The organism is Bacillus sp. D48C (assembly GCF_053345735.1).
Genome location: NZ_JBKFAQ010000007.1, coordinates 83238 through 108668 on the forward strand (window position 1 = coordinate 83238; position 25431 = coordinate 108668).

At 37.3% G+C, this 25431-nt stretch carries 6 protein-coding genes; all 6 read left to right on the forward strand.

The features are described from left to right. The 6 genes from ACLBXA_RS18020 to ACLBXA_RS18045 all read left to right on the forward strand — a co-directional run bounded on the left by ACLBXA_RS18020 (position 1) and on the right by ACLBXA_RS18045 (position 25022). A complete protein-coding gene (locus tag ACLBXA_RS18020; RefSeq protein WP_151618908.1) occupies positions 1-6471 on the forward strand; it encodes a non-ribosomal peptide synthetase in 6471 nt (2156 codons plus the stop codon). Further along, the gene (locus ACLBXA_RS18025) at positions 6468-21350 is read left to right on the forward strand and encodes a non-ribosomal peptide synthetase (protein ID WP_098424631.1); all 14883 of its coding nucleotides are present in this window, start codon (positions 6468-6470) and stop codon (positions 21348-21350) included. Before ACLBXA_RS18020 ends, ACLBXA_RS18025 begins: the two co-directional genes overlap by 4 nt. A 362-nt stretch (positions 21351-21712) precedes the next feature. Next, entirely contained in the window at positions 21713-22417 is a 705-nt protein-coding gene (locus ACLBXA_RS18030) for a 4'-phosphopantetheinyl transferase family protein (protein ID WP_000701210.1), read from the forward strand. Then, entirely contained in the window at positions 22404-23126 is a 723-nt protein-coding gene (locus ACLBXA_RS18035; RefSeq protein WP_001172926.1) for a thioesterase II family protein, read from the forward strand. Before ACLBXA_RS18030 ends, ACLBXA_RS18035 begins: the two co-directional genes overlap by 14 nt. Before the next feature lie 386 nt (positions 23127-23512). Next, the gene (locus ACLBXA_RS18040; protein WP_001037508.1) at positions 23513-24277 is read left to right on the forward strand and encodes an SDR family oxidoreductase; all 765 of its coding nucleotides are present in this window, start codon (positions 23513-23515) and stop codon (positions 24275-24277) included. A gap of 259 nt (positions 24278-24536) precedes the next feature. Further along, a complete protein-coding gene (locus tag ACLBXA_RS18045; protein WP_000272949.1) occupies positions 24537-25022 on the forward strand; it encodes a DUF4879 domain-containing protein in 486 nt (161 codons plus the stop codon). Positions 25023-25431 lie beyond the last annotated feature (409 nt).

Consider the following 25431-nt stretch of genomic DNA (forward strand, 5'->3'; position numbering starts at 1 on the left):
ATGGGAGACGTTATTGATATATATGGTTTATCACCTTTGCAAAAAGGAATACTGTTTCATACTTTATACGATCAAGATGATGAACATTCATTTTCCTATATTGTACAAGTAGGCTTCTTGCTCGGGGGGCAATTGGATATTGCTACTTTTGAAAAGGCCTGGGAATATGTTATTCATCGACATGAGGTTTTACGTTCAGTATTTGTGTGGGAGGAAGTAGAAAAACCACTACAAGCGGTTTACCAACGTCTTCCTTTTACTATTCATGAAGAGGATTGGAGCACCTATCCACATGATGAAAGGGCGAAGAAATTACAACAGTTTTTGAATGTAGATCGTAGAAAAGGATTTTTATTGGATGAAGCACCATTGATGAGAGTCACTGCGATTAAAGAGGCAAAAGAGGAAACGAGAATTATTTGGACACATCATCATATTTTGCTAGATGGATGGAGTGTGTCATTGGTCTTTAGTGAAGTGATGGAAGTTTATCTCAAGATGATAAAGGGAGAATTGTTGAATCTTCCTAAACCTCTTCCTTATAAAAAATATATTCAATGGATAAATAAACAAGATCAAAGTCAAGCAGAGGAATTTTGGAAAGAAGAATTAAAAGGGTTCTATGCACCTACTCCATTAGCAATGGAAAGAAAGGAACAAGGACAAGAGAAGGGTTATGGAGAATGTGCTTATCAAGTATCTGAGGAACTTACTGAGAGTTTACAAGAGTGGGTACGAAATAGTCGATTAACGTTGAATACGTTAGTACAAGGTGCATGGGCTTATTTGATGAGTAGGTATAGCGGTGACAGTGACGTCGTATTTGGCGTAACTAGCGCTGGGCGTCCTACTGATTTAATGGGAGCAGAGAATATGGTGGGGCTATTTATTAACACATTACCTACCAGAATTCGATTAACGGATAATACATCAGTAGTAGATTGGCTTCGTAAAATACAAATGAAAGAAATGGAACGAAGACAGTATGAGTATAATTCGTTGATAGATATTCAAGGCTGGAGTGAGGTTCCGCGAAATAGCTCCTTATTTCATACCTTGTATGTGTTTGAAAATTATCCAATTCAAGGTGAGAGAAATGATGATTTAAGATTACTAGATGTTACAAGCACGGAACAAACAAATTATCCTTTAACACTCATTGTAATGCCCGGTAAGAAAATTACTTTAAAGTTGATGTATGATCGAAGCTATTTTAATGAAGAAACAATAAATCTGATTCAGAATCACTTATTGCAAATATTAATTCAGATGACGAAGAGCCTAGATTCAAAACTATTTGAAATTACTCATTTAACAGAAGAAGAACAGATACAGTTACTAGAGGAATGGAATCATACTCAAGTTAATTATTCGGCTGAAGGCATGATTCATACGATGTTTGAGGAGCAAGTTAAAAAAACACCGGAAGCAATCGCGGCTAGTTACGAAAATGAACAAATTACATATAAAGAGTTGGAGAAGCGTGCAAATCAGCTAGCTCATTATTTACAAAAGCATGGTGTAGGCCCAGGGTCTCTAGTTGGAGTATATATGGAACGTTCATTACAAATGATGATAGCGTTATTAGGTATTCTAAAATCAGGAGCAGCGTATGTTCCACTTGACCCTACTTATCCAGAGAGTCGGCTTCGATATATATTAGAGGATGCTGGAATCGAAGTACTAGTGACGGAAGAGAATTCTAAAAATTTGTTTGTATCTGAAAATATAGAAACGATTTGTATGAATAAAGATTACACTGCAATTGAAAAAGAAGAATCAACCCCATGTATAAGTGGTGTAACAGGAGAAAATTTAGCGTATGTTATGTATACTTCAGGATCTACAGGGAATCCAAAGGGAGTAATGATTGAGCATCATTCAGTAATTAATTATCTAGAATGGATGCAACATAAATATCCGCTTTCTGAAAAGGATGTGGTCTTGCAGAAAACGCCATTCTCATTTGATGTCTCTGTTTGGGAATTGTTTTGGGGCATTCACGTTGGTGCCAGTGTATCTTTCCTACCTCCAGATGGAGAAAAAGATCCTTCTATTATAGCTGAAGTGATTAAACAACATCAGGTTACTATAGTTCAATTTGTACCTTCAATGTTATCTGTTTTCTTAGATCACTTCAATCGTATTGAATTGAACATGAATTGTTCGTCCGTACGCCATGTATTTTCTGGTGGAGAAGAACTAAGTTCAGGGTTAGTTAGACGATTTCAACAGAAATGGAATTATAGTGGACAAGTGAAATTAACCAACTTTTATGGACCAACTGAAGCCACTATTTATGTGAATGCATTTGATATTCAGCCTAATCAAGAATTTGTTTCTATTGGGCAGCCAATACAGAACACGCAATTATATGTATTAGACCAAAATCAACGCTTGCAATCAATAGGAATTGAGGGTGAGTTATATATTGGTGGTGCTGGTTTAGCACGTGGATACTTAAATCGTCCGAATCTTACTGCTGAAAAATTCGTTTCGCATCCATTCCAATTGGGGGAACGACTATATCGAACAGGAGATTCAGTAAGATATCTAACTGATGGAAATATAGAATTTATAGGTAGAATGGACCATCAAGTCAAAATGCGTGGTTTTAGGATTGAATTAGGAGAAATTGAAGCCACTTTAGAAAAATGTTCGTTTATTAAAGAGGCTGTCGTATTAGTTAGAGAAGATCGTCCAGGTGATCAACGATTGGTTGCATATGTAATAAGCGATGAAAATACCGAGGAGTGGAGAGAGTATTTACAAAAACAATTACCGAATCATATGATTCCAGCGCACTTTGTAGAGTTAGAACACTTCCCGCTTACTCCGAATGGGAAAATTGACCGAAAGGCCTTGCCAATACCTGATGAGCAAGCTATTGGAGATTTAAATGTTCTACCTCGGACGCCATCAGAAGAGCTTATTGCCTCGGTTTGGGGTCAAGTGTTAGGGATAGAAAATATTAGTATTCAGGATTCCTTCTTTGAACGTGGTGGGCACTCACTACTTGCTACTCAAATCGTCTCTCGGTTACAAGAACTGTTCCAAATTAAAATTCCATTACGTGAACTTTTCAAGCACGATACAGTGGAAGCATTGGCGAAACGAGTGGATCAGTTACGAAAAGAAGATAAAGAACGAGAGGTTGCTCCTCTTGTACCTATGAAACGAGAAGAAGTTATCCCACTTTCCTATGCGCAGAAACGTCTATGGTTTATTGATCAATTAATGCCAAATAGTGCGATGTACAATATTCATGCAGCGTGTCGCTTAACAGGTAAATGGTCAATTGAAGCATTGGAGGTCGGATGGAATCAATTGTTGGAGCGTCATGAATCATTAAGGACGACAATTCTAGAACAAGAGGATGAACCTTTTCAACAGGTTCAATCTCATGTGTTCAGACATATTCCTCAAACGAATCTAACAGATCTTTCTTTGGAAGATAGGGAAAGAGAAATGAAACGCCTTATTCAAAACGAGGCGGAGGAACCATTTCATTTGGGACAAGGTCCTCTGATTCGAACACGAATATTGAAAGTGGACAGGGAAGAATGGGTTCTCATTTGTACGATGCATCATATTATTTCAGATGGATGGTCAATGGGAATCTTACTTGAAGAATGGATGGCTTTTTATGAAGGAGCACTAACCGGAAAACCAGTGGAATTGAAGGAGTTATCTATCCAATATGCAGATTTTGTCATGTGGCAGAAGGAATGGCAAAAAGAGGAGAATTTGAATCAGCACCTTCAATATTGGAAGGAAGAATTATCTGGGGAACTACCGGTTTTACAATTACCGATGGATCGTCCTCGACCTGCAGTTCAAACCCATCGTGGTGCAAGTCAGTCCTTAATAGTGGCGAATTCCCTACAGGAAAAGCTCAAAGATTTAAGTCTGCAAGAAGGATGCACTTTATTTATGACATTGATGGCAGCGTATCAAAGCTTCCTTTCTCGTTATACAGGACAGGACGACATTATAGTTGGAAGCCCAATCGCTAATCGAAATGTGAAAGAGATTGAGGGATTAATAGGATTCTTTGCAAACACGTTGGTTTATCGAGCTGATTTCAGTGAAAATCCGACGTTCCAAGAACTTTTGTCGCAGGTAAGAAAAAAAGCGCTAAAAGCATACGAGTATCAGGACATCCCATTTGAGAAAGTGGTAGAATCCGTAAAACCTGAACGGAATACAAGTCATTCACCAATATTCCAAACTATGTTTACTTTACAGAATACGAAACAAGAGTTTCTTCAGCTATCTGAAAGACAAATGGAACTCATGGAAAGCCATGCTTCTGTTGCCAAATTTGATTTGAGTTTATTTGCTTCTGAGACGGAAGAAGGATTATCACTAACCTTTGAATATAATACTGATTTGTTTAATGATACAACCATTGAACGTATGGCAAGTCATTTTAAACATTGGTTAAATCAAATTGTCTCTCATCCAAAATGTGTACTATCAGAACTGAATATGTTATCGAAAGTAGAATATAAGCAACTACTAGAGGAATGGAATAAATCGCGTGTTATAGATATGGAAGAAAGTACGATTCATACAATGTTTGAAGAACAGGTGAAAAAAACACCAGAAGCAATTGCAGTAGTGTGCGAAGATGAAGAACTAACATATCGAGAGTTGGACGAACGCTCGAATCAGTTGGCACATTATTTACAAAAAAATGGTGTAACATGCGAATCATTAGTTGGGGTTTGCGTTACACGTTCATCCGAGATGATTGTCGGTCTTTTAGGAATTATGAAGGCGGGAGGAGCATATGTCCCAATTGATCCAGCGTATCCGGAAAGTCGACTGCAGTACATTTTAGAAGATGCTCAAATAAAGGTACTGGTGACGCAGGAAAAGTTACAACAAAAAATGGTTATACCTAAATTCGTCAACGTGATTTGTATTGATCGTAATCGAGCAGAAATAGAACAAGAAGTAACTACGGTATGTACGAGTGAAGTGACGGGCGATAACTTAGCCTATATTATCTATACTTCAGGTTCCACTGGAAATCCAAAGGGAGTAATGATTGAGCACAGGAATACAGTAACAATGATTCATTGGGCGCACCACACGTATTCCCGAAAGGAATTAGCGGGAGTGTTAGCTTCAACTTCGCTATCTTTTGATTTATCCGTTTTTGAAGTATTTGTTCCCTTAACGATGGGTGGTAAGGTGATTGTCACTGAAAATGCTCTACATCTAGAGAAGTTGTCTTCCAAAGGTGTGACTTTGGTTAATACTGTGCCATCGGCAGCAAAGGAACTGGTTCGAGCAAAAACAATACCTTCTTCGGTAAAGGTGATGAATTTGGCTGGAGAACCATTGCCATATTCGCTTGTTCAAGATTTATACGAGAGAAATACGATTGAAAAGGTGTACAACCTATATGGACCGTCCGAAGATACTACATATTCCACGTATATGGAATTAGAAAAGGGTGTCATGCATAGGGTCCCACCGATTGGTAAACCAATATTCAATACAGAAGTATATGTACTAAGTGCTGAACAAAAAATGGTTCCAATTGGTGTAGTTGGTGAGTTGTACATTGGTGGATCAGGATTAGCACGTGGATATTTAAAGCGCCCTGACTTAACGAAAAATCGTTTTATACCGCATCCGTTTAAAGAAGGAGAGCGAATATACCGGACTGGAGATTTAGTAAGGTATTTGCCGGATGGAAATTTGGAGTATGTTGGGCGAATCGATCATCAGGTGAAAATTCGTGGGTTCCGGATTGAACTAGGAGAAATTGAAGCGATATTACAAAGGCATACACTAGTTAACGAAGCTATTGTGATGGTGCGGGAAGATTATCCTGGCGACCCACGTTTGATTGCCTATGTTGTAGGAGACGGAGATGCTCAAAAGTGGCGTGATTATCTCAAGGATCAACTACCAAATTATATGATCCCAGCCTATTTTGTTGGATTAAATGCATTTCCACTCACTCCTAATGGGAAAATTGATAGGAAGGCTTTACCAGCACCAGAGAAACAGGAGATAGCAAGTGGTTATATTGCTCCTCGTACGTCTACGGAAAAAACAATCGTTTCGATATGGCATGAAGTTTTAGGTATGGAAAACATCGGAATTCAGGATTCGTTTTTTGAAATTGGTGGCCATTCATTACTTGCTACGCAAGCTGTTTCTAATCTTAAAGAGGCTTTTGCAATCGACATACCATTGCATGATTTATTTATGTTTCATACGGTGGAGCAATTGGCAGAACAGATTGATCAATTGCTCGATAACAAAAATCAAGAAATGCAGAATGGTAGTAAGGAGAATGTAAGTCTTCAAGACTATATTCAAAAGGAAGCAGAAGTGAGTAATGATGAAGAATTACTGGAACTACTTAAGCAATTAGAAGAGCTATCAGAGGAAGAAGCACAAGGGATATTCGAGAGTAATTTGATTGAGGAAGGGGTAAAAAAATGAGAAGTGATTTACTTGCAAAGCTGAGTTCACTTTCTCCTGAGAAGAGAGCATGGCTTCAGAAGCAAATGCAAAAAAAGGAGAATAAAGAAGCACTCCCGTTGTCTTATGCACAACAACGTTTGTGGTTTATGGACAGATTTAATCCAAATAGTTCTTTATATAATATTCCAACGGTATGGCATCTAAAAGGAAATTGGATACCTGAAGCATTAGAAAAGGGATTCAATCGACTCATTGAACGCCATGAATCATTACGAACTGTTTTTAAAGAAGTAGGAGAACAACCTGTGCAACAAATTGTCGAATTCCTTCCTAGAGCATTACCTGTAAGAGATTACTCTCAACTTCCTCTAGAAGTAAAAGAAAAAGAGGTAGATAGTTTAATTGCGAGAGAAGCGCAAGAACCATTTAATTTAATGAATGGTCCTTTAGTTCGTAATCAGCTTGTTCAATTAGAGAAGGATGAATGGTTATTACTGTGTACGATGCATCATATTATTTCTGATGCTTGGTCCATTGGTATATTCATGAATGAATTACTTGCTTTCTATGAAGAAGAAACGGGCGGAAATCCTGCTAAATTAAGTTCATTATCCATTCAATATGCAGACTTTGCGAAGTGGCAAAAGGAGTGGTTGCAAGGTGATGTGCTAAATCGTCAGCTTACGTATTGGCAAGAAGAATTATCTGGTGAGCTTCCTATTTTACAACTGCCAGTGGATCGACCTCGACCGGTTAAGCAGACTTACTCTGGGGCTACGCATCACGTAATTTTTCCTTATAAATTGCTTAGTCAATTGAAGGATATAAGTCGACAAGAAGGATCTACTTTATTTATGACTTTAATGGCCGCATACCAGAGCTTTCTTGCTCGTTATACGGGACAAAAAGATATTCTAGTTGGTAGTCCGATTGCAAATCGGAACCATAAGGGAGTAGAAGGATTAATTGGTTTCTTTGTTAATACGTTGGTTTACCGATCAGATTTGAGTGGCATCCCTACTTTTCGAGAGATTTTGAACCAAACAAAGAAAAAGGCGTTAAAAGCTTACGAATATCAAGATATACCATTTGAAAAAGTGGTAGAAGCTGTGCAACCTGAACGAAGCACGAGTCATTCCCCTATATTTCAGACCATGTTTACGCTACAAAATATAAAACAAGAACGACTAGATTTGCCTGATAGAAGTATTGAAATGGTAGAAAGTAATATGTCTATTGCTAAATTTGATTTGAGCTTAACTGCCTATGAAGTGGAAGAAGGTCTATTCGTCTCATTTGAATACAACACGGATTTATTTGATAGTAGTACCATTGCACGTATGGCAGGACATTTTGAGAACTGGCTAAATGAAATCACGTATCATCCAGATGAATCATATACAAAGCTGTCAATGTTATCGGATACTGAGCAAAAACAACTCCTAGAAGAATGGAATGATACGGACGTAGTTTATGGTCATGATTGTATGATTCATGAGCTATTTGAGCAGCAAGTTGCACGGACACCTAATGCAGTGGCGGTAGTTTATGAGGGTGGAAAGCTAACGTATCAAGAACTGAATGAAAAATCGAATCAATTGGCACATTTTCTACAAAAACGAGGTATCGGACCTGAATCATTAGTGGGTATATGTATTGAACGTTCTCCTGATATGATTATTGGTCTCTTTGGGATTTTGAAAGCAGGTGGGGCTTATGTCCCACTGGACCCAAGTTATCCCGAAAACCGCCTGAGATACATTTTGGAGAATTCACAAATTCAAGTGCTGTTAACAAAAGAGGCACTACAGGACTGGTTACCTAAAGATATTCGAGCAATTTGTTTAGACCGGGATCAAGTAATGATTTCTAAAGAGAGTAATTTAGCTCCGGTGAGTGGAGTAACAGCAAATAACTTAGCCTATATTATATACACTTCGGGTTCGACGGGAAATCCAAAGGGGGTAATGATTGAACATCATTCCGTTATCAACCGTCTACAGTGGATGCAGAAAAAATACCCATTGTCCGAGGACGATACAATCCTACAAAAGACACCGTTTTCATTTGATGTTTCTGTCTGGGAATTATTTTGGTGGTCATTTGTAGGAGCACGTGTTTGTTTACTTCCACCAGGAGGAGAGAAAGATCCTGCGGTGATTGAGGAGTATATTGAACGATATCGTGTGTCCACCATGCACTTTGTTCCGTCGATGTTATCTACTTTTTTAGATTATATGGAACTATATAATTCGAAAAGGGATGTATCGTCTTTAATTCAAGTTTTTACTAGTGGAGAAGCGTTAAACACTGAGCAGGTTCGCCGGTTTAAGGGGATCTTTTACAATGTTCAGCAAACAAAGTTAATTAACTTGTATGGTCCTACTGAAGCGACTGTGGATGTGACTTATTACGATTGTGATTTAGAAAAAGAGGCAATGCTTATTCCGATTGGTCGTCCGATTGATAATACAGAGTTGTATGTGTTAGATCAATATCAACAAGTGGTCCCGATTGGTGTGGCAGGGGAACTTTACCTTGGAGGAGTAGGATTGGCACGTGGCTACTTCAATCGACCGGATTTAACTACTGAACGTTTTATTCCGCATCCTTTTAAGGACGGGGAACGATTATATCGAACGGGTGACTTGGTGAGATATATGAATGATCGTAACTTAGAATATATTGGAAGAATAGATAACCAAGTCAAAATTAGAGGATTCCGAATTGAATTGGGAGAAATTGAAGCAGCTTTACATGATCACTCATCTGTAAAAGAGGCAGTCGTGTTGGTGAAGGAAGATCGACCAGGAGATAAGCAGTTAGTAGCTTATGTAGTGGGTGAAGGGGATACTGGAGAGTGGCGTGAATATCTCAAGAAGCAATTACCACATTATATGGTTCCGGCATACTTTTTCCAAATTGAAGGTATGCCACTCACTCCAAATGGTAAAGTGAATCGGAAAGCATTATTGGAATTAGAAGAACAGTTCATAAGTGAAGATATTACTTCATCACGAACACCAGTGGAGGAGCTCATTGTTTCCGTTTGGAGCCAAGTGTTAGGAATAAAAAATATTAGTGTGCAGGATTCCTTTTTTGAAATCGGTGGTCATTCACTACTAGCTACTCAAGTAGTGTCACGTTTACAGGAAATTTTTCAAATCGAATTACCAGTACGTGAACTATTTGAATATACAACGGTGGAGTCACTGGCAAAGCGATTAGAACAGCTACGTAAAGGAGATAAAAAACGAGAGATTCCGCCACTAATACCGATGGAGCGAGGAGAAGCTATTCCACTATCTTATGCCCAACAACGTTTATGGTTTATTGATCAATTTACACCTAATAGTGCCCTTTACAATATGCCAATGGTATGCCGTCTTACAGGGAATTGGCTACTTGAAGCATTGGAAACGGGATGGAATCAACTAATAGAACGTCATGAATCACTGCGGACGGTCTTTCAAGAAGTGAATGGTCAACCCGTACAGCAAATTAAATCGTATGCTTTTCAATCAATTCCGAAAACGGATTTAACTATGCTTTCTTCTGAAGACCGAGAAGAAGAGGTTAAACGTTTCATTCAACAAGAAACAGAAGTGCCATTTGATTTAACAGAGGGTCCATTAATCAGGACGAGTATTTTGCACGTGGGAGAGGAAGAATGGATACTCCTTTGTACTTTACATCATATCATTTCAGATGGATGGTCAATGGGAATCCTACTTGAAGAATGGATGGCATTTTATGAGAAAGCAACGGATGGAAAGGTGGCGGAACTTGAACCATTACCGGTTCAATATGCCGACTTTGCTCAGTGGCAAAAAGGATGGCTGAAGGAGGAAGTGCTTGATCAACAACTTCAATATTGGAGGGAAGAATTGTCTGGGGAGCTTCCTGTACTCCAACTTCCTATGGATCGCCCGCGTCCTGCAATACAAACTCATCACGGGTCGACATACACTCTAGTTTTGCCAAGCACGCTACATGATAAATTGAATGAACTTAGCCGAAAAGAAGGGGCTACACTCTTCATGACGCTGTTGGCTGCGTATCAAAGTTTTCTATCTCGTTATACGGGACAAGAAGATATTTTGGTCGGAAGCCCAATTGCGAATCGGAATTATAGAGAAATTGAAGGACTAATTGGTTTCTTCGTTAACACGCTGGTTTATCGAACTAATTTGAGTGGTGGACCGACATTTCAAGATGTACTGTATCAGGTTCGTCAAAAGGCATTGAAGGCGTATGAATATCAAGATATCCCATTTGAAAAAATTGTAGAAGTTGTGCAACCGGAGCGAAGTACAAGTCATTCGCCAATCTTCCAGACTATGTTCATCTTGCAAAATATGAAACAAGAGTTTCCGGTGTTATCTAGTAGAAGTATTGAAATGATAGAAAGCCATAGTCCAATTGCAAAGTTTGATTTAAGTGTGATGGCAGTTGAGACAGAAGAGGGATTACTTTTTACTTTTGAATACAATAAGGATTTATTCAATGCTACTACTATTGAACGGATGGCAGGACACTTTGAGAAATGGCTATATGAAGTTTCTCATCGCCCACAAAATCCGTTGCATGACCTGAGCATGCTATCGGAACCCGAGCGTAATTTGTTATTAGAAACATGGAATGACACTGTAATGGAAATGTCCCATCAGGGTCTTATTTGCGAAAGATTTGAGGAGCAAGTAGCAATGCGTCCTGATGCGATTGCGATAGTTGATCAAACAAAACAGTGGACTTATGGTGAACTGGATATACAAGCAAATCAGTTGGCAAATGTTTTACAGCGAAAGGGAGTAGCCCCAGAGTCAGTGGTGGGAGTTTATCTTCCGAGGTCAGCAGAGCTAATGGCAAGTTTACTAGGCATTTTAAAAGCTGGTGGAGCTTATGTTGTTTTAGACCCGTTGTATCCAAAATCAAGGTTAGAATACATGATTGAAGATGCAGGAATTCAATTTGTAGTGACGGCGGAAGTACAAGAAGGACATTTCGCACACGTCGAAATGGTGAGGTTAGAAGAATTAACGGTGGAAAGCGTAATTGCACCTACACGTCAAATAAATCCAGAGAACTTAGCCTATATTGTCTATACCTCTGGTTCTACAGGAAAACCGAAGGGTGTTATGGTTGAATATCGCTCATTAATGAATATGGTTTCTTGGCATCAAGAAGTTTATCGTATTTCAGCAGAGGATCGTGCGACTCAGATTGCAGGGGTTGCTTTTGATTCGGCTGTCCAGGAGATTTGGCCGTATCTAACTGCTGGTGCAGCACTCTACTTGTCAACAGAGGAACTGAGAATTAATCCAGAAGCACTAAGGGACTGGCTCATTGATTCACGAATAACAGCTAGTTTTGCACCTACGCCTATTCTGGAAAGACTCTTGAAATTATCTTGGCCAGATAAAACGGATCTTCGTTTTATCATTACTGGTGGGGATCAATTAACACAGTATCCATCTAACGATATTCCTTTTGCGGTAATTAATCAGTATGGTCCATCGGAAAATACCGTTGTTACCACAGATTGTTATGTACCTGTAGGAGTGACAACAGGTACGCCATCGATTGGTCGACCGATTGCGAATACAGAAGTTTATGTGTTAGATTCTCATCTTCAGCTAGTACCAATTGGTGTAATTGGAGATCTCTATATTGGAGGGAAGAGTCTTGCACGTGGATATGCTAATCGTCCGGATCTTACAAAGGAAAAATTTATTCCACATCCTTTCAAGTCAGGAGAACGTCTCTATTATACAGGAGACAAAGCAAGTTATCTTTCTGATGGTAATCTCCAGTTCCATGGACGTATAGATGACCAAGTGAAAATTCGTGGTTTCCGGATTGAATTGGGAGAAATAGAAGCTGTTTTGCAGGCGCATTCTTCTGTGAAAGAAGCTGTTGTATTGGTGCGAGAGGATAATCAAGGTGATAAGAGATTAGTAGCTTATGTAGTTGGTGAAGGAAGTGTCCATGAATGGCGAGAACATCTACAAACACATTTACCTAATTACATGGTTCCAACAAACTTTATTGAGATGGAATTTTTACCACTTACACCGAATGGAAAACTTGATTTGAAGGCATTGCCTATACTTAGTGAACAATCCGCTGAAAATACTGTATACCCAAGAACTCCGCTGGAAGAACTTATTGCTTCAGTGTGGAGTCAAGTGCTAGGAATAAGAGACATTGATGTTCAGGATTCTTTCTTTGAGCTCGGTGGTCACTCTCTACTTGCTACACAAGTGGTCTCACGCTTACAGGAGGTCTTTCAAATCAAATTGCCAGTACGTGAACTGTTCGAATATTCAACGGTCGAGGCATTATCGAAACGAATAGATCAGTTACGTAAGGGGAGCGAAAAACGAGAAATTCCACCATTGATGCCGATAGAACGAGGGGGAAATATTCCACTGTCTTATGCCCAACAGCGCTTATGGTTTATTGATCAATTTGCACCTAATAGTGCACTTTATAATATGCCAATGGCATGCCGTCTTACAGGGAATTGGTTACCTGAGGCATTGGAGTTGGGATGGAATCAGTTGATAGAGCGTCATGAATCTTTGCGGACTGTATTTTATGAAGAGGATGGCCATCCTATCCAGCAGATTCAACCGTACGTTTTCCGTCCGCTTCTGCAAATGGACTTAACTAAGCTTTCATTAGAGGAGCGAGAAAGAAAGTTGGAGCAATGGATTCAAACTGAAGTCGAATCTCCATTTGATTTAGAACAAGGGCCATTGTTCCGTGGGAAACTCATAAGAATTTCAGAAGAAGAATGGATTCTTCTGTGTAATATGCATCATATTATCTCAGATGGATGGTCGATGGAAATCTTACTTCAAGAATGGATGGCATTTTATGAGAATGCGATTGGTGAAAAACAAGCAGAGCTGGAACCACTACCAGTTCAATATGCCGATTTTGCTCAGTGGCAAAGAGAATGGTTGAAAGATGAATTACTATATCAACAACTTGCGTATTGGAAGGAAGAATTATCCGGTGAGTTACCAGTCTTAATGTTGCCAATGGATCGTCCGCGTCCGCCAGTGCAAACCCACCATGGATTAACTCATAATGTTTTGTTATCGCGCTCATTACTGGATAAATTAAACGAACTAAGTCGTCAAGAAGGGGCCACACTTTTCATGACCTTATTGGCAGCGTATCAAAGTTTCCTTGCTCGTTATACGGGACAAACGGATATTATTGTTGGTAGCCCAATTGCAAATCGAAATTATCGAGAAATTGAAGGACTGATTGGTTTCTTTGTCAATACATTGGTTTATCGAGCTGATTTAAGTAATGCACCGGCATTTCAAGAGTTGTTGTCTCAAGTACGGATAAAAGCATTGAAGGCGTATGAGTATCAAGATGTTCCGTTTGAGAAAATTGTAGAGGTTATCCAACCTGAACGAAATACAAGCCATTCTCCGATTTTCCAAACCATGTTTACTTTGCAAAATACGGGACAGAAGCTACCAGAACTACATGGAAGAAATATAGAAGTAATGGAAAGTAATGCCCCTATCGCTAAGTTTGATTTAAGTTTAACTGCTGCAGAAGTGGAAGAGGGTTTATTACTTACTTTTGTTTATAGAACTGATTTATTTGACAGCTTAACTATTGAATCCATGGCTGAACATTTTGGGAACTGGTTGAATGTAATCGTGGAGAATCCTGATAAATCATTAGCTAAGTTGCCTATATTATCAGGATTACAGCAAAAACAGTTGGAAGAGTGGAATAATGATGCTGTAGCATATCTACAGGAAAGTACGATTCATCAGCTGTTTGAAGAGCAAGTAAATCGTACACCTGATGCGGTAGCAGTGGTAGATGAAAAACAGCAGTTAACGTATCGAGAGCTGAATGAAAAAGCTAATCAATTGGCCCACTATCTTCAGCAATGCGGAATTGGGAATGAATCATTGGTTGGACTTTGCTTTGAGCGTTCAGTTGAGATGGTTGTTAGTATTATGGGGATTTGGAAGGCTGGAGCAGCCTATGTTCCATTAGACCCATCATATCCAGAAAGTCGCCTACGATATATTTTGGAGGACACTGGAATTCAAGTATTAGTTACGAACGAGTCATTGGAAGACTGGATACCTAAAGAAATGAAGATAGTTTGTCTAGATAGGGATCAAGCAATGATTTCACAAGAAAGCATTCTTTCACCAAAATGTGAAGTAACAGGAGAAACCTTAGCGTATGTTATCTATACTTCAGGATCAACGGGGAATCCAAAGGGTGTCTTGATACAGCATCATTCTGTACTAAACTTGTCACATGGTTTACAAAAAGAGGTTTTCGAACATGAGATACCATCTAACATGCATGTCGGTTTAAATGCGTCAATTGCCTTTGATGCATCTATCCAGCAATTACAAATGCTGCTTTATGGTTCAAGTTTGTATATTATTCCAAATGAAGTACGAAGTGATCCGGAGCAGTTTGTAGCTTATATTAGGGAGAACAAGTTAGAAATCTTTGATATAACACCTTCATTGCTTCAATTACTTATAGATGTCGGATTGTTAGAAACGTGCGATGGCATTCATGTTCCAAGTAAGGTACTGGTTGGTGGTGAAGCAATTATGCCGTCATTATGGGAACAGCTAGTAGAGACTGATAAAATACAGTTTTATAATGTATATGGTCCTACAGAATGTACGGTTGATGCAACATGCTATCATATCAAAAAAGATAGTAAGAGAGTAACAATTGGGCGTCCATTGCCTAACGTCCAAACTTATGTATTAGATAGAAATAGGTTACCAGTTCCAGTTGGTGTGATGGGGGAACTTTATATCGGAGGAGCAGGTCTAGCAAGGGGGTACTTGAATCGTCCAGAGTTAACATCCGAACGATTTATTTCTCATCCATTCAAAGAAGGCGAGAGGTTATATAGAACAGGCGATCTTGTGAGATATCTTCCAGATGGTAATATAGACTACTTAGGAAGAATGGATAATCAAGTGAAGATTAGAGGATTTCGAATCGAACTTGGGGAGATTGAGTCGACTTTACAAGAGCATGACTTGGTAAAAGAGGTAGTTGTAATAGTTAGGGAAAATCAGTCGGGAGATAAGAGATTAGTAGCTTATGTAGTGGGCGAAGGTAGTTTAGAAGAATGGCGAGAGTATCTTAAAACAAAACTGCCAATCCATATGATACCTTCCTACTTTGTCGAAATGAAAGAATTACCGCTAACCATAAATGGAAAGGTTGATCGGAAATCGTTACCTATACCAGATTATCAAGGAACACAAGAAGGCTACGCGGCCCCAAGAAATGAACGTGAACATAAGCTTTCTATCATTTGGGAACGTGTGCTAGGTTCAAAACGTATTGGTATTTATGATAACTTTTTTGAAATTGGTGGAGATTCAATTCTTAGCATTCAGATTGTCTCTCGTGCAAAGCAAGCTGGTTTACAGTTGACACCAAAACAACTATTTGAACACCAAACGATTGCTGAGTTGGCGCAAGTAGTCAAAGAAGAACAAGGTGTACAAGCTGAACAAGGAATTATAACTGGAGAGACGATACTTACACCTATTCAGCAAAGGTTTTTTGCACAAAATCATCCTAATCCACATCATTGGAATCAATCCATGTTCTTTAGAACGAAAGAAAAATTGGACATAGGATCACTGGAAAAGGCAGCGCGTAGCCTTCTACTTCATCATGATGCCCTGCGTTTAAGATATGAACGTTTACCTAATGGGACTTGGGAACAGTGGAATGAAGGAATTAAAGAACAATTGATGCTGACTGTCATTTCATTAGACGAAGTGCCGGAAGCGGATTGGCATGAAGTTATTCAAAAAGAGATTAATGTTGCACAAGAAAGATTGAATTTACATGATGGTCCTTTAATGAGAATGGTGTATTTTGATGAAGATGAGAAGACTGGCCGATTATTTTGGACAATTCATCACTTAGCCGTGGATGGTGTTTCTTGGCGAATTTTATTGGAAGATTTGCAAACAGCGTATACGCAAGCAGTCCAAGGACAAAAAATTCAATTACCTATGAAGAGTACATCTTTTAAAGAATGGTCGGAGAAATTACAACATTACGCTGAAACTGGAATATCAAAAGAAGTGCTACATTACTGGGAGCAGCAGGCTGAACAAGACGTAGTTATACTGCCAGTAGATGGTACTATAAGTAATCCAGTAAGCGCAGTAACTGAGGAAATTACTGTGGTGTTAAACGAGAATGAGACCCGTATGTTATTGCAAGAGACTTTAAGCACTCACCGTGTCCAAATCAATGAAGTATTATTAGCAGCATTGGTACAAGCTACAGCAGCATGTACGGGGCGGCCGATATTAAGCGTAGATTTAGAGGGACATGGTCGAGAAGAGATTATTGAAGATGTTGATTTATCGAGAACCGTGGGATGGTTTACAAGTATTTACCCAGTTCATTTAAATATTACTAATGCTAATACGCCAATTGCAGCATTAAAAGCAGTTAAAGAACAAGTTCGCAAAATTCCTAATAAGGGTGTTGATTATGGGGTGTTGCGTTACATGAACGCAACAATGTGTGAGCAATTAAGCTTCCAATATACACCGTCTATTAGTTTTAACTATCTTGGACAATTTGACCAATTGTTTTCTAGCGATGCAATGTTTATTCCAGAGAACGAATTTAAGCGTTTAGATCATGCTGCCGGTTCCAAGCGATCGCATGTAATTGATGTAATTGGGGTTGTAACGGATGGAAAACTTCAATTCACTTGGGTATACAATGTTGGACAATTTGCCAAATCAACGATTCAAAGTATTGCACAGAATATGCTATATCAACTGAGTACATTGATCCAATTTTCAGATAGAGAATCTGCACTGACCATTTCGGATTTTGCAATGGCTAATCTTAGCCAAGAAGGTTTGACAAATGTACTAAACAAAATGCATCGCGGAAAGAACAATCAGATTACTGATTTATATCCACTATCACCTTTGCAAGAAGGTATGATTTTCCACACATTGCATGACCAAGGGGATGAATATGTTGCACCGTATATAGTGCAATTGAGTTTTATGATTCGAGGGAAAATGAATATTCCTACATTTGAGCAGGCGTGGAAATCTGTAATTCAGCGGCATGAAATTTTTCGTACAGCATTTGTATGGGACGAAATTGAAGAACCTGTACAAGTGGTGTATGAAAATATCCCATTTAAAGTGAACAAAGAAGACTGGCGTACAATGACGAGTGAAGAGATAGAGGAAAAAAGAAAAGTCTTTTTGGAATTAGATCGAAAACAAGCCTTCCAATTTGATGAAGCACCATTGATGCGGGTAACAGTCATTCAAGAAGGTGAGGAAGAATATCGGATTGTTTGGACCCATCACCATATTTTACTGGATGGATGGAGTTTACCATTAGTATTTAATGAATTACTTACAGTCTATCAAAAGAGAATGAATGGAGAAGCTGTGAAGTTACCTAAGTCCTCACCATATAAGAAATATATCCAATGGCTCAGAGAACAAGATAAGGAGCAGGCGGAACAATTCTGGAGAGAGAAGCTAAAAGGTTTTACTGCACCAACTTTACTGGGCTTAGAAAGTAAAGAGGAAGAAAAAGGTTACACAGAGAAGGTTACGTATTTATCAGAAGAGCAGACTCAAGCGTTACAAGGATGGGCGAAACGCAATAAACTTACTTTGAGTACAGTAATTCAAGGTGCATGGGCATATCTCATGAGCCGATATAGTGGAGAAAATGACATTGTTTTTGGTGTAACAAGCTCAGGGCGTTCTACGGAGATTATTGATGTTGAAAACATCGTAGGTCCTTTCATTACAACGTCACCGACGCGAATTCAATTGATGGATGATATAAAATTAATAGATTGGTTGCAGAAGATACAAGAGGAAGAGATAGAAAGAAGACAATATGAGTATGCTTCTTTGACAGAGATTCAGGGGTGGAGTGAAGTTCCTAGAGGAATACCGCTGTTCAATAGTTTATATGTGTTTGAAAATTATCCAGTGAAAGAGGAGTCTTCAGAAAATCTGGAAATTGGTGAATTGGAAGGGGTAGAACAAACCCACTACCCATTAGGGTTAGCTGTAGTTCCAGGAATCCAGTTATCGTTAAAGTTAATGTATGACCGTAGTAAGTTTAATAGAGTAACCATTGAACGAATGCTGGGTCATTTACACCAAGTGTTAATGCAAATGCTCAAAAACATTGATCAAAATCTATCGGAGCTAGTATATATTACGGAAGCTGAACAAAGAAAGCTATTGGAAGAATGGAATAATAATACTATATCCTATCCACGTCAAAATGTAATTCATCAACTATTCGAAGAGCAAGTAAATCGTACGCCTGACGCGTTGGCAGTGGTAGATGAAAAACAGCAACTAACATATCGAGAGCTGAATGAAAGAGCTAATCAATTAGCACATCATTTACAGAAATGTGGAATTGGGACAGAGTCATTAGTTGGCCTTTGCTTTGAGCGTTCAGTTGAGATGGTTGTTGGTCTCATGGGAATTTGGAAGGCTGGAGCAGCCTATGTTCCATTAGATCCATCGAATCCGGAAAGCCGCCTACAATATATTTTAGAAGACACAGGAATTAAAGTGTTAGTTACAAATAAAGTATTACTAGGCTGGATACCTAAAGACATCAAGACAGTTTGCCTAGATAGGGACCAAGCAATGCTTTCTCAAGAAAGCAAACTTTCACCAATATGTGAGGTAACAGGGGAAAATTTAGCGTATGTTATCTATACTTCTGGTTCGACAGGGAATCCAAAGGGGGCTTTAGTACAGCACCATTCTGTAATAAACCTATCCTATGGTTTACAAAAAGAAGTTTTCTCACATGAAATACCTAATAATATGCGCGTCGGTTTGAATGCGTCAATTGCCTTTGATGTATCTATTCAGCAATTACAAATGTTGCTTTATGGTTCAAGTTTATATATTATCCCAAGTGAAGTTCGCACTAATCCGGAACAATTTGTGTCCTATATTAGGGAGAATAAATTGGAAATGTTTGATATGACACCTTCATTACTTCAATTACTTATAGATGGAGGATTGCTAGAAATAAGTGCTGATGTTCATGTACCAAGTAAGATATTAGTCGGTGGTGAAGCAATTATGCCGTCATTATGGGAACAGCTAGTAGAGACAGAAAAAATTGATTTTTATAACGTATACGGTCCTACAGAATGTACGGTTGATGCAACATGCTATCATATCAAAAAAGATAGTAAGAGAGTAACAATTGGCCGTCCGTTGCCGAACGTTCAAACTTATGTATTAGATAAAAATTTGTTACCTGTTCCAGTTGGTGTAACAGGTGAGCTATATATTGGGGGTGCAGGTATAGCGAGAGGATACTTGAATCGCCCAGAATTAACAGCAGAGAGATTCATCCGTCATCCATTTAATGAAGAAGAGCGTTTATATCGTACGGGAGATTTGGTTCGTTATTTACCTGATGGTAATTTAGATTACTTGAGAAGAATTGATAATCAAGTAAAAATTAGGGGCTTTCGTATTGAACTTGAAGAGATTGAAGCGAATCTAGAGAGGCATCCATTGGTAAAAGAAGCAGTAGTTTTGGTAACAGAGGATAAATTAGGAGAGCAGAGATTGGTTGCTTATGTAGTTGGAGATGGTAGTATGCATGATTGGCGTGAATATCTCAAGACACAAGTACCGAATTATATGGTTCCCGCACACTTTATTAAGGTAGACGAGATTCCTCTTACAACGAATGGAAAAGTTGATCGAAAGGCATTGAACAATTTAACTATTTTAAGAGAAAATAACTTTTCTACACCAATCATTCCAAGGGATGAAATTGAATATCAGTTGATTAAAATCTGGCAGGATGTGTTACAGATAGAAGATGTCTATGTAAATGATGATTTCTTTAATAGAGGAGGACACTCTCTCCTTGTAATTAAATTAGTTTCAAAAATTAGGGAGAAGTTTGGAAAAGAGATTAAGGTGTCTACATTGATTAAGAATCCAACAGTGGAAGGAATCGCATGCCTTATTCGTGATAAGCATGATATGACGAAATCAGTAGCAGCGCTAGTTCCACTACAAGAATCAGAGAAAAGACCTTTCTTCTGCGTTCATCCGTTTATGGGGAATGTATTCTGTTACATTCAACTAGCAAGATTGCTTAAGAGCCGTTGTTCATTTTATGGTTTACAGAATCCTCTTATAGAAAAGAAAGAAATTGACGAGTTAACTTTGCCGGAAGTAATTCAACTTTACATGGAAGAAATAAAACGTGTTCAGCCAGAAGGTCCATATCGTCTTGGAGGATGGTCTTTAGGCGGTACGATTGCTTATGAAATCGCAACTGTATTAAAGAATCAAGGTGAGGAAGTTGAGTTGTTGGTACTCATGGATACTAAAGTACCTTCAAAGCAGGATCATAAAACAAGTGAGGATATGCTCTCATATATATATGAGCATTTCATTCCTAGAGATCTTACTGAGCAGGAAGGAGACCTTGTCCATAAACAAGATATGCTTGTGGAGCAATTAATTATGGAAGGAGTACTCACGCCTGATGCAGATCTTATCAATTTGAAGCAAGTTATCAATGCGCATAGGAAATGCCTGAACATAATGGCAGAGCATGATTTAATACCATACTCTGGAGAAGTTCTCTACTTTAGTGCTGAGGAAGGAAAAGAGTTGTTTACAGATTGGGGACCTTTATTAAAAGGTAGAGTAAATAGGTATTCAGTCCCTGGATCACATGAAGAAATAGTGGATTCACCTGCAGTTGAAAAAATAGCTATGTATCTACTAAATGAATTTGAAGGAATAAAAGAGAAATCCATTTTATTAACGGAAAAGTAGAGAGTATAAAAGATGCAATGCAATGAACGAAAAGGGTAGACCAATACCTGCATATCAAGTGTAGGGAATAATGAATATATTAAGAGCATTACTTTTTAAGGGGATAATGTAAAAAGTAATTGGTAGAGACATAGAAATCTTTATGAGTTACCCATAGTATGATGTAAATACTATGAAATCTTTGTAATAGAAGCGAATGCCTGATGATATTACTGAGGAAAGGTGCATATTTTCATTGATATGTAAATATGCACCTATTCTATTGTATATGCAATAGAATAAAGTTAATTTGAATTTCCGTAACGTTCATATATGAAGTAATTCTTTAAAAAAGGAAGTGATTTATTATACAAATTCAAGCTGTGAAAATACCAAAGAATATTGAAAGTCATTTGTTTAAGCAACTTAGTAACTTAGTTTCAAATGAGAAGAAAGAACGAATGAAGCGTTTATTAAATTCATGCGACATTAATAGAACTCTAATAGGAGATTTACTAATCCGATCTCTAATCTGCCAAAAGTATAAAATTAATAATAAAGAAATTAGATTTATATATAATAAGTATGGAAAACCTTTTGTTGAAAAAATTTCTGACTTTCATTTTAATGTGTCTCATTCAGGAGAATGGGTGGTTTGTACTACTGCTAATTTTAACGTGGGTATTGATATAGAAAAAGTTTCAGAAATAGAGGCTTTTAAATTAGCAAAAGAATTTTTTTCAGCGGAAGAATTTTATGATATATCTAATATGAATTCTAATGAAAAAATTAATTATTTTTATGATTTATGGACATTAAAAGAAAGCTATATAAAAACGATTGGAAAAGGGCTTTATACCCCATTAAATTCATTCTCTATAAAAAAAGAATCACGAACTTCAATTTCATACAAGAATATACCTAAAAACTTTTACTTTAAACAATATAACATTGATCCAAATTATAAGTTATCTGCTTGTGCAACAAGAGATGAATTTCCGCAAGAGATAATAATTAAAGACATTTATACAATTTGCCAAACTATATACAAATTTGAAAGTAAGGAGAAAATCAATGCAGAAGACTAAACTTTTTTGCTTTCCACATGCTGGGGGATCTGCGTTTAACTACGCAAAATGGAAAAATTACTTTAATCCATATATTGAAGTAGTCCCGATAGAATTAGCTGGTAGAGGATATAGAATTGAAGAAAGCTTGTACCAAGGTATGGAAGAGGCCGTAAATGATGCCTACACTAGTATAGTTAAGCAAATAGACGCTTCACCGTACATTCTATTCGGGCATAGCATGGGGAGTTTGATTGCTTATGAAGTAGCTAGAAAAATACAGGGTTCTAATAACGAATTACCCGAATTTCTTGTTTTATCCGGTAGAAACCATCCAAATAGTAAAATAAAAAATATCCGATATAATCTTCCTAATGAACAATTTAAAAGAGAAGTTATTGCAATGGGAGGTACACCATCTGGGGTACTTCAATCAGAAGAATTAATGGAGATTTTTCTCCCTATTTTAAGAGCAGATTTTAAGATTGTCGAGACATATATTCATGAAAATAATATACAACCATGTGATATTGATTTTCTTATATTTAATGGGAAAAATGATGAATTTACTACATATGATCAAGTAATAAAATGGAAGCAATATACAAGTAAAACGTGTACTTTTCATTCTTTTGAAGGTAGTCATTTCTTTCTAAATGAAAATATTGAAGAAATAGCAAAGAGTATTATAGGAAAATTAAATTCTAAAAGATTATCAACTAGTTTTTAGGATTTTTCTAAGTATGCTCATGCCTAAGAAACAAAAATATGAAAGATGAAAAATACAGGCATTGCTGAAATATTGTTGAATATATGCATAGAAGCCTAAACGAACTGTTTAAAGGTAGAAACTCTAAGCAAAATGTACATGAATTAACTTTAGTTTAAGCTGGCTTTACCTATAATACCATCAAGATTCCTTATTATACTTAGTACAAAGTACACAACAGTTAGAGAGGCTGTATGTAAAGCAAATGAATATGTGAAGTGAAAAGGCCGACTCTTATAATTATGAGTGGGCCTTTTGGTTTTATGGATATCAAATTAGTGAGCAACATTTCAAAGGGTATCTTGTGATATAACTAAGTAGAATTTTTTAAACAAGGGGATGATGAGATGAATAAATTGAAGGGGAAAATTGCATTAGTAACAGGGGCTAGTAGAGGAATAGGCCGAAGTATTGCATTACATTTGGCACATGCTGGTGCGTTAGTCGTTGTTCACTATAGTAAAAGAAAAGAAGAAGCAGAAAGTGTAGTGGATAAAATTAAACAAGATGGCGGTTCCGCATTTGCGATTCGTGCAGACTTAAGTACTTTTAATGGCATTAATAACTTGTATTCAATGATGGATCAATCTCTTCAAAAATATATAGGTAATACTACATTTGATATCCTTGTAAACAACGCTGGAATTGGGCAGGTTTTAACATTAGAGGAATCTACAGAGGAGTCTTTTGATGAGGTTATGAATATTAATGTGAAAGCTCCATTTTTCATTATTCAGAAGGCTTTGCCACGTTTAAAAGATGGGGGAAGGATTATAAATATTTCGTCTTTTGTCACAAGGGTAGCCTCCCCAAGTGTTTTTGCCTACAGTATATCTAAGGGGGCAATAAATACACTCACTCATACTTTAGCTCAACAACTTGGTGTTCGTGGTATTACAGTAAATGCAATTCTCCCAGGCATAATTAACACAGAAATGAATGCTGAGACATTGGGCAACCAAGATGGACAAAAATATGCTGCAGGTTTATCGACCTTTAATAGGTGGGGGGAACCTAATGATATAGCTGATATTGTAGGTTTTCTTTCATCATCAGACAGTCGTTGGATAACTGGTGAGTTAATTGATGCAAGTGGTGGATCTTGCTTATAATATTAGAGGAAAAGCCAACTTAAATTAAGTTGACTTTGCAATTCTATTATTTGTTTGTTAAACCAGTGAACTATGTATCATTTTTTAGTTCTTAGAATAGTCACCTTGAGATGGGGCCAAATGTAGTAAGTCAATCAGGGGAGAGAACTAATTATGCTTTAGTATGATTTATGATAAGTATAAATGGTAAAAAGCAATGAATATGCACAATTTCATATGTAAATAGGTACTTTTTGTTAACTCTTTTAAAGGGAAGGAAATGTATGAAATTATTATGATAGAATCAATTTGTATTAAATCGAAAGGGGATGAGAGTATGCTAAAAAGAATGATTATAGGAGTTTCATCATTATTAGTGGGAGCAACAGTTGGCTTAGCGACTGATGTATCCGCAGCACCTGCACCACCATTAACATCATTAAATGTGGTAAAAGTTGAATCTCAATTAGGCGGGGTTGAATTTATTGGTCCTAATAATTTAAGTACAGCTAAAGATCACGGAGGGAGCTATTTATACATTTATACAAATGAAATGGGATATGGTAGAAATCCAATTGCTCAAATGAGTGGTCAAAAACTAAAAAAAGTAGATTCTAAGATGATTGATATAAATGGGGATAGAACAGTGGATGGATGGGAATATAAATGGGATGCTTCAGGACAGCAAAATGGGCAATTTAAATATCAAAATACATCTACAAATGCACCTTGGAATACATTATCTACGTCATTAAATATTAAATAAACTAACAGAAGAATTCGATGTTATTTTTTTATGTTTGTTATATATGTAACGTTTGGATACCTAAAGGAGTCTACGTTTTTAAGTAGGCTCTTTCTAACTAATGATAAGATATCAGCAAATAGATAAACTATTTTTTCTAATCGAAAAATTAAAAGTTTACATAACATTTTTCTAGTAAACAATTCTAGGTTTAATAGTGTAATCAATAAAGTAAGGAAATCTTTCATAAAATCAATTAAGTTATTTAGTGGGTCTTTCATCATAAATATCTAAAACTACATATTTATGAAATTTTATAAAATTTTCACTTTATATTTAGTCTTAAATCATACGATTTTAATACAAAATACTATAATTTGATTAGTAATAGCAGTGAAAAAAACATTAAATATATCTAGATTTTAAAGCT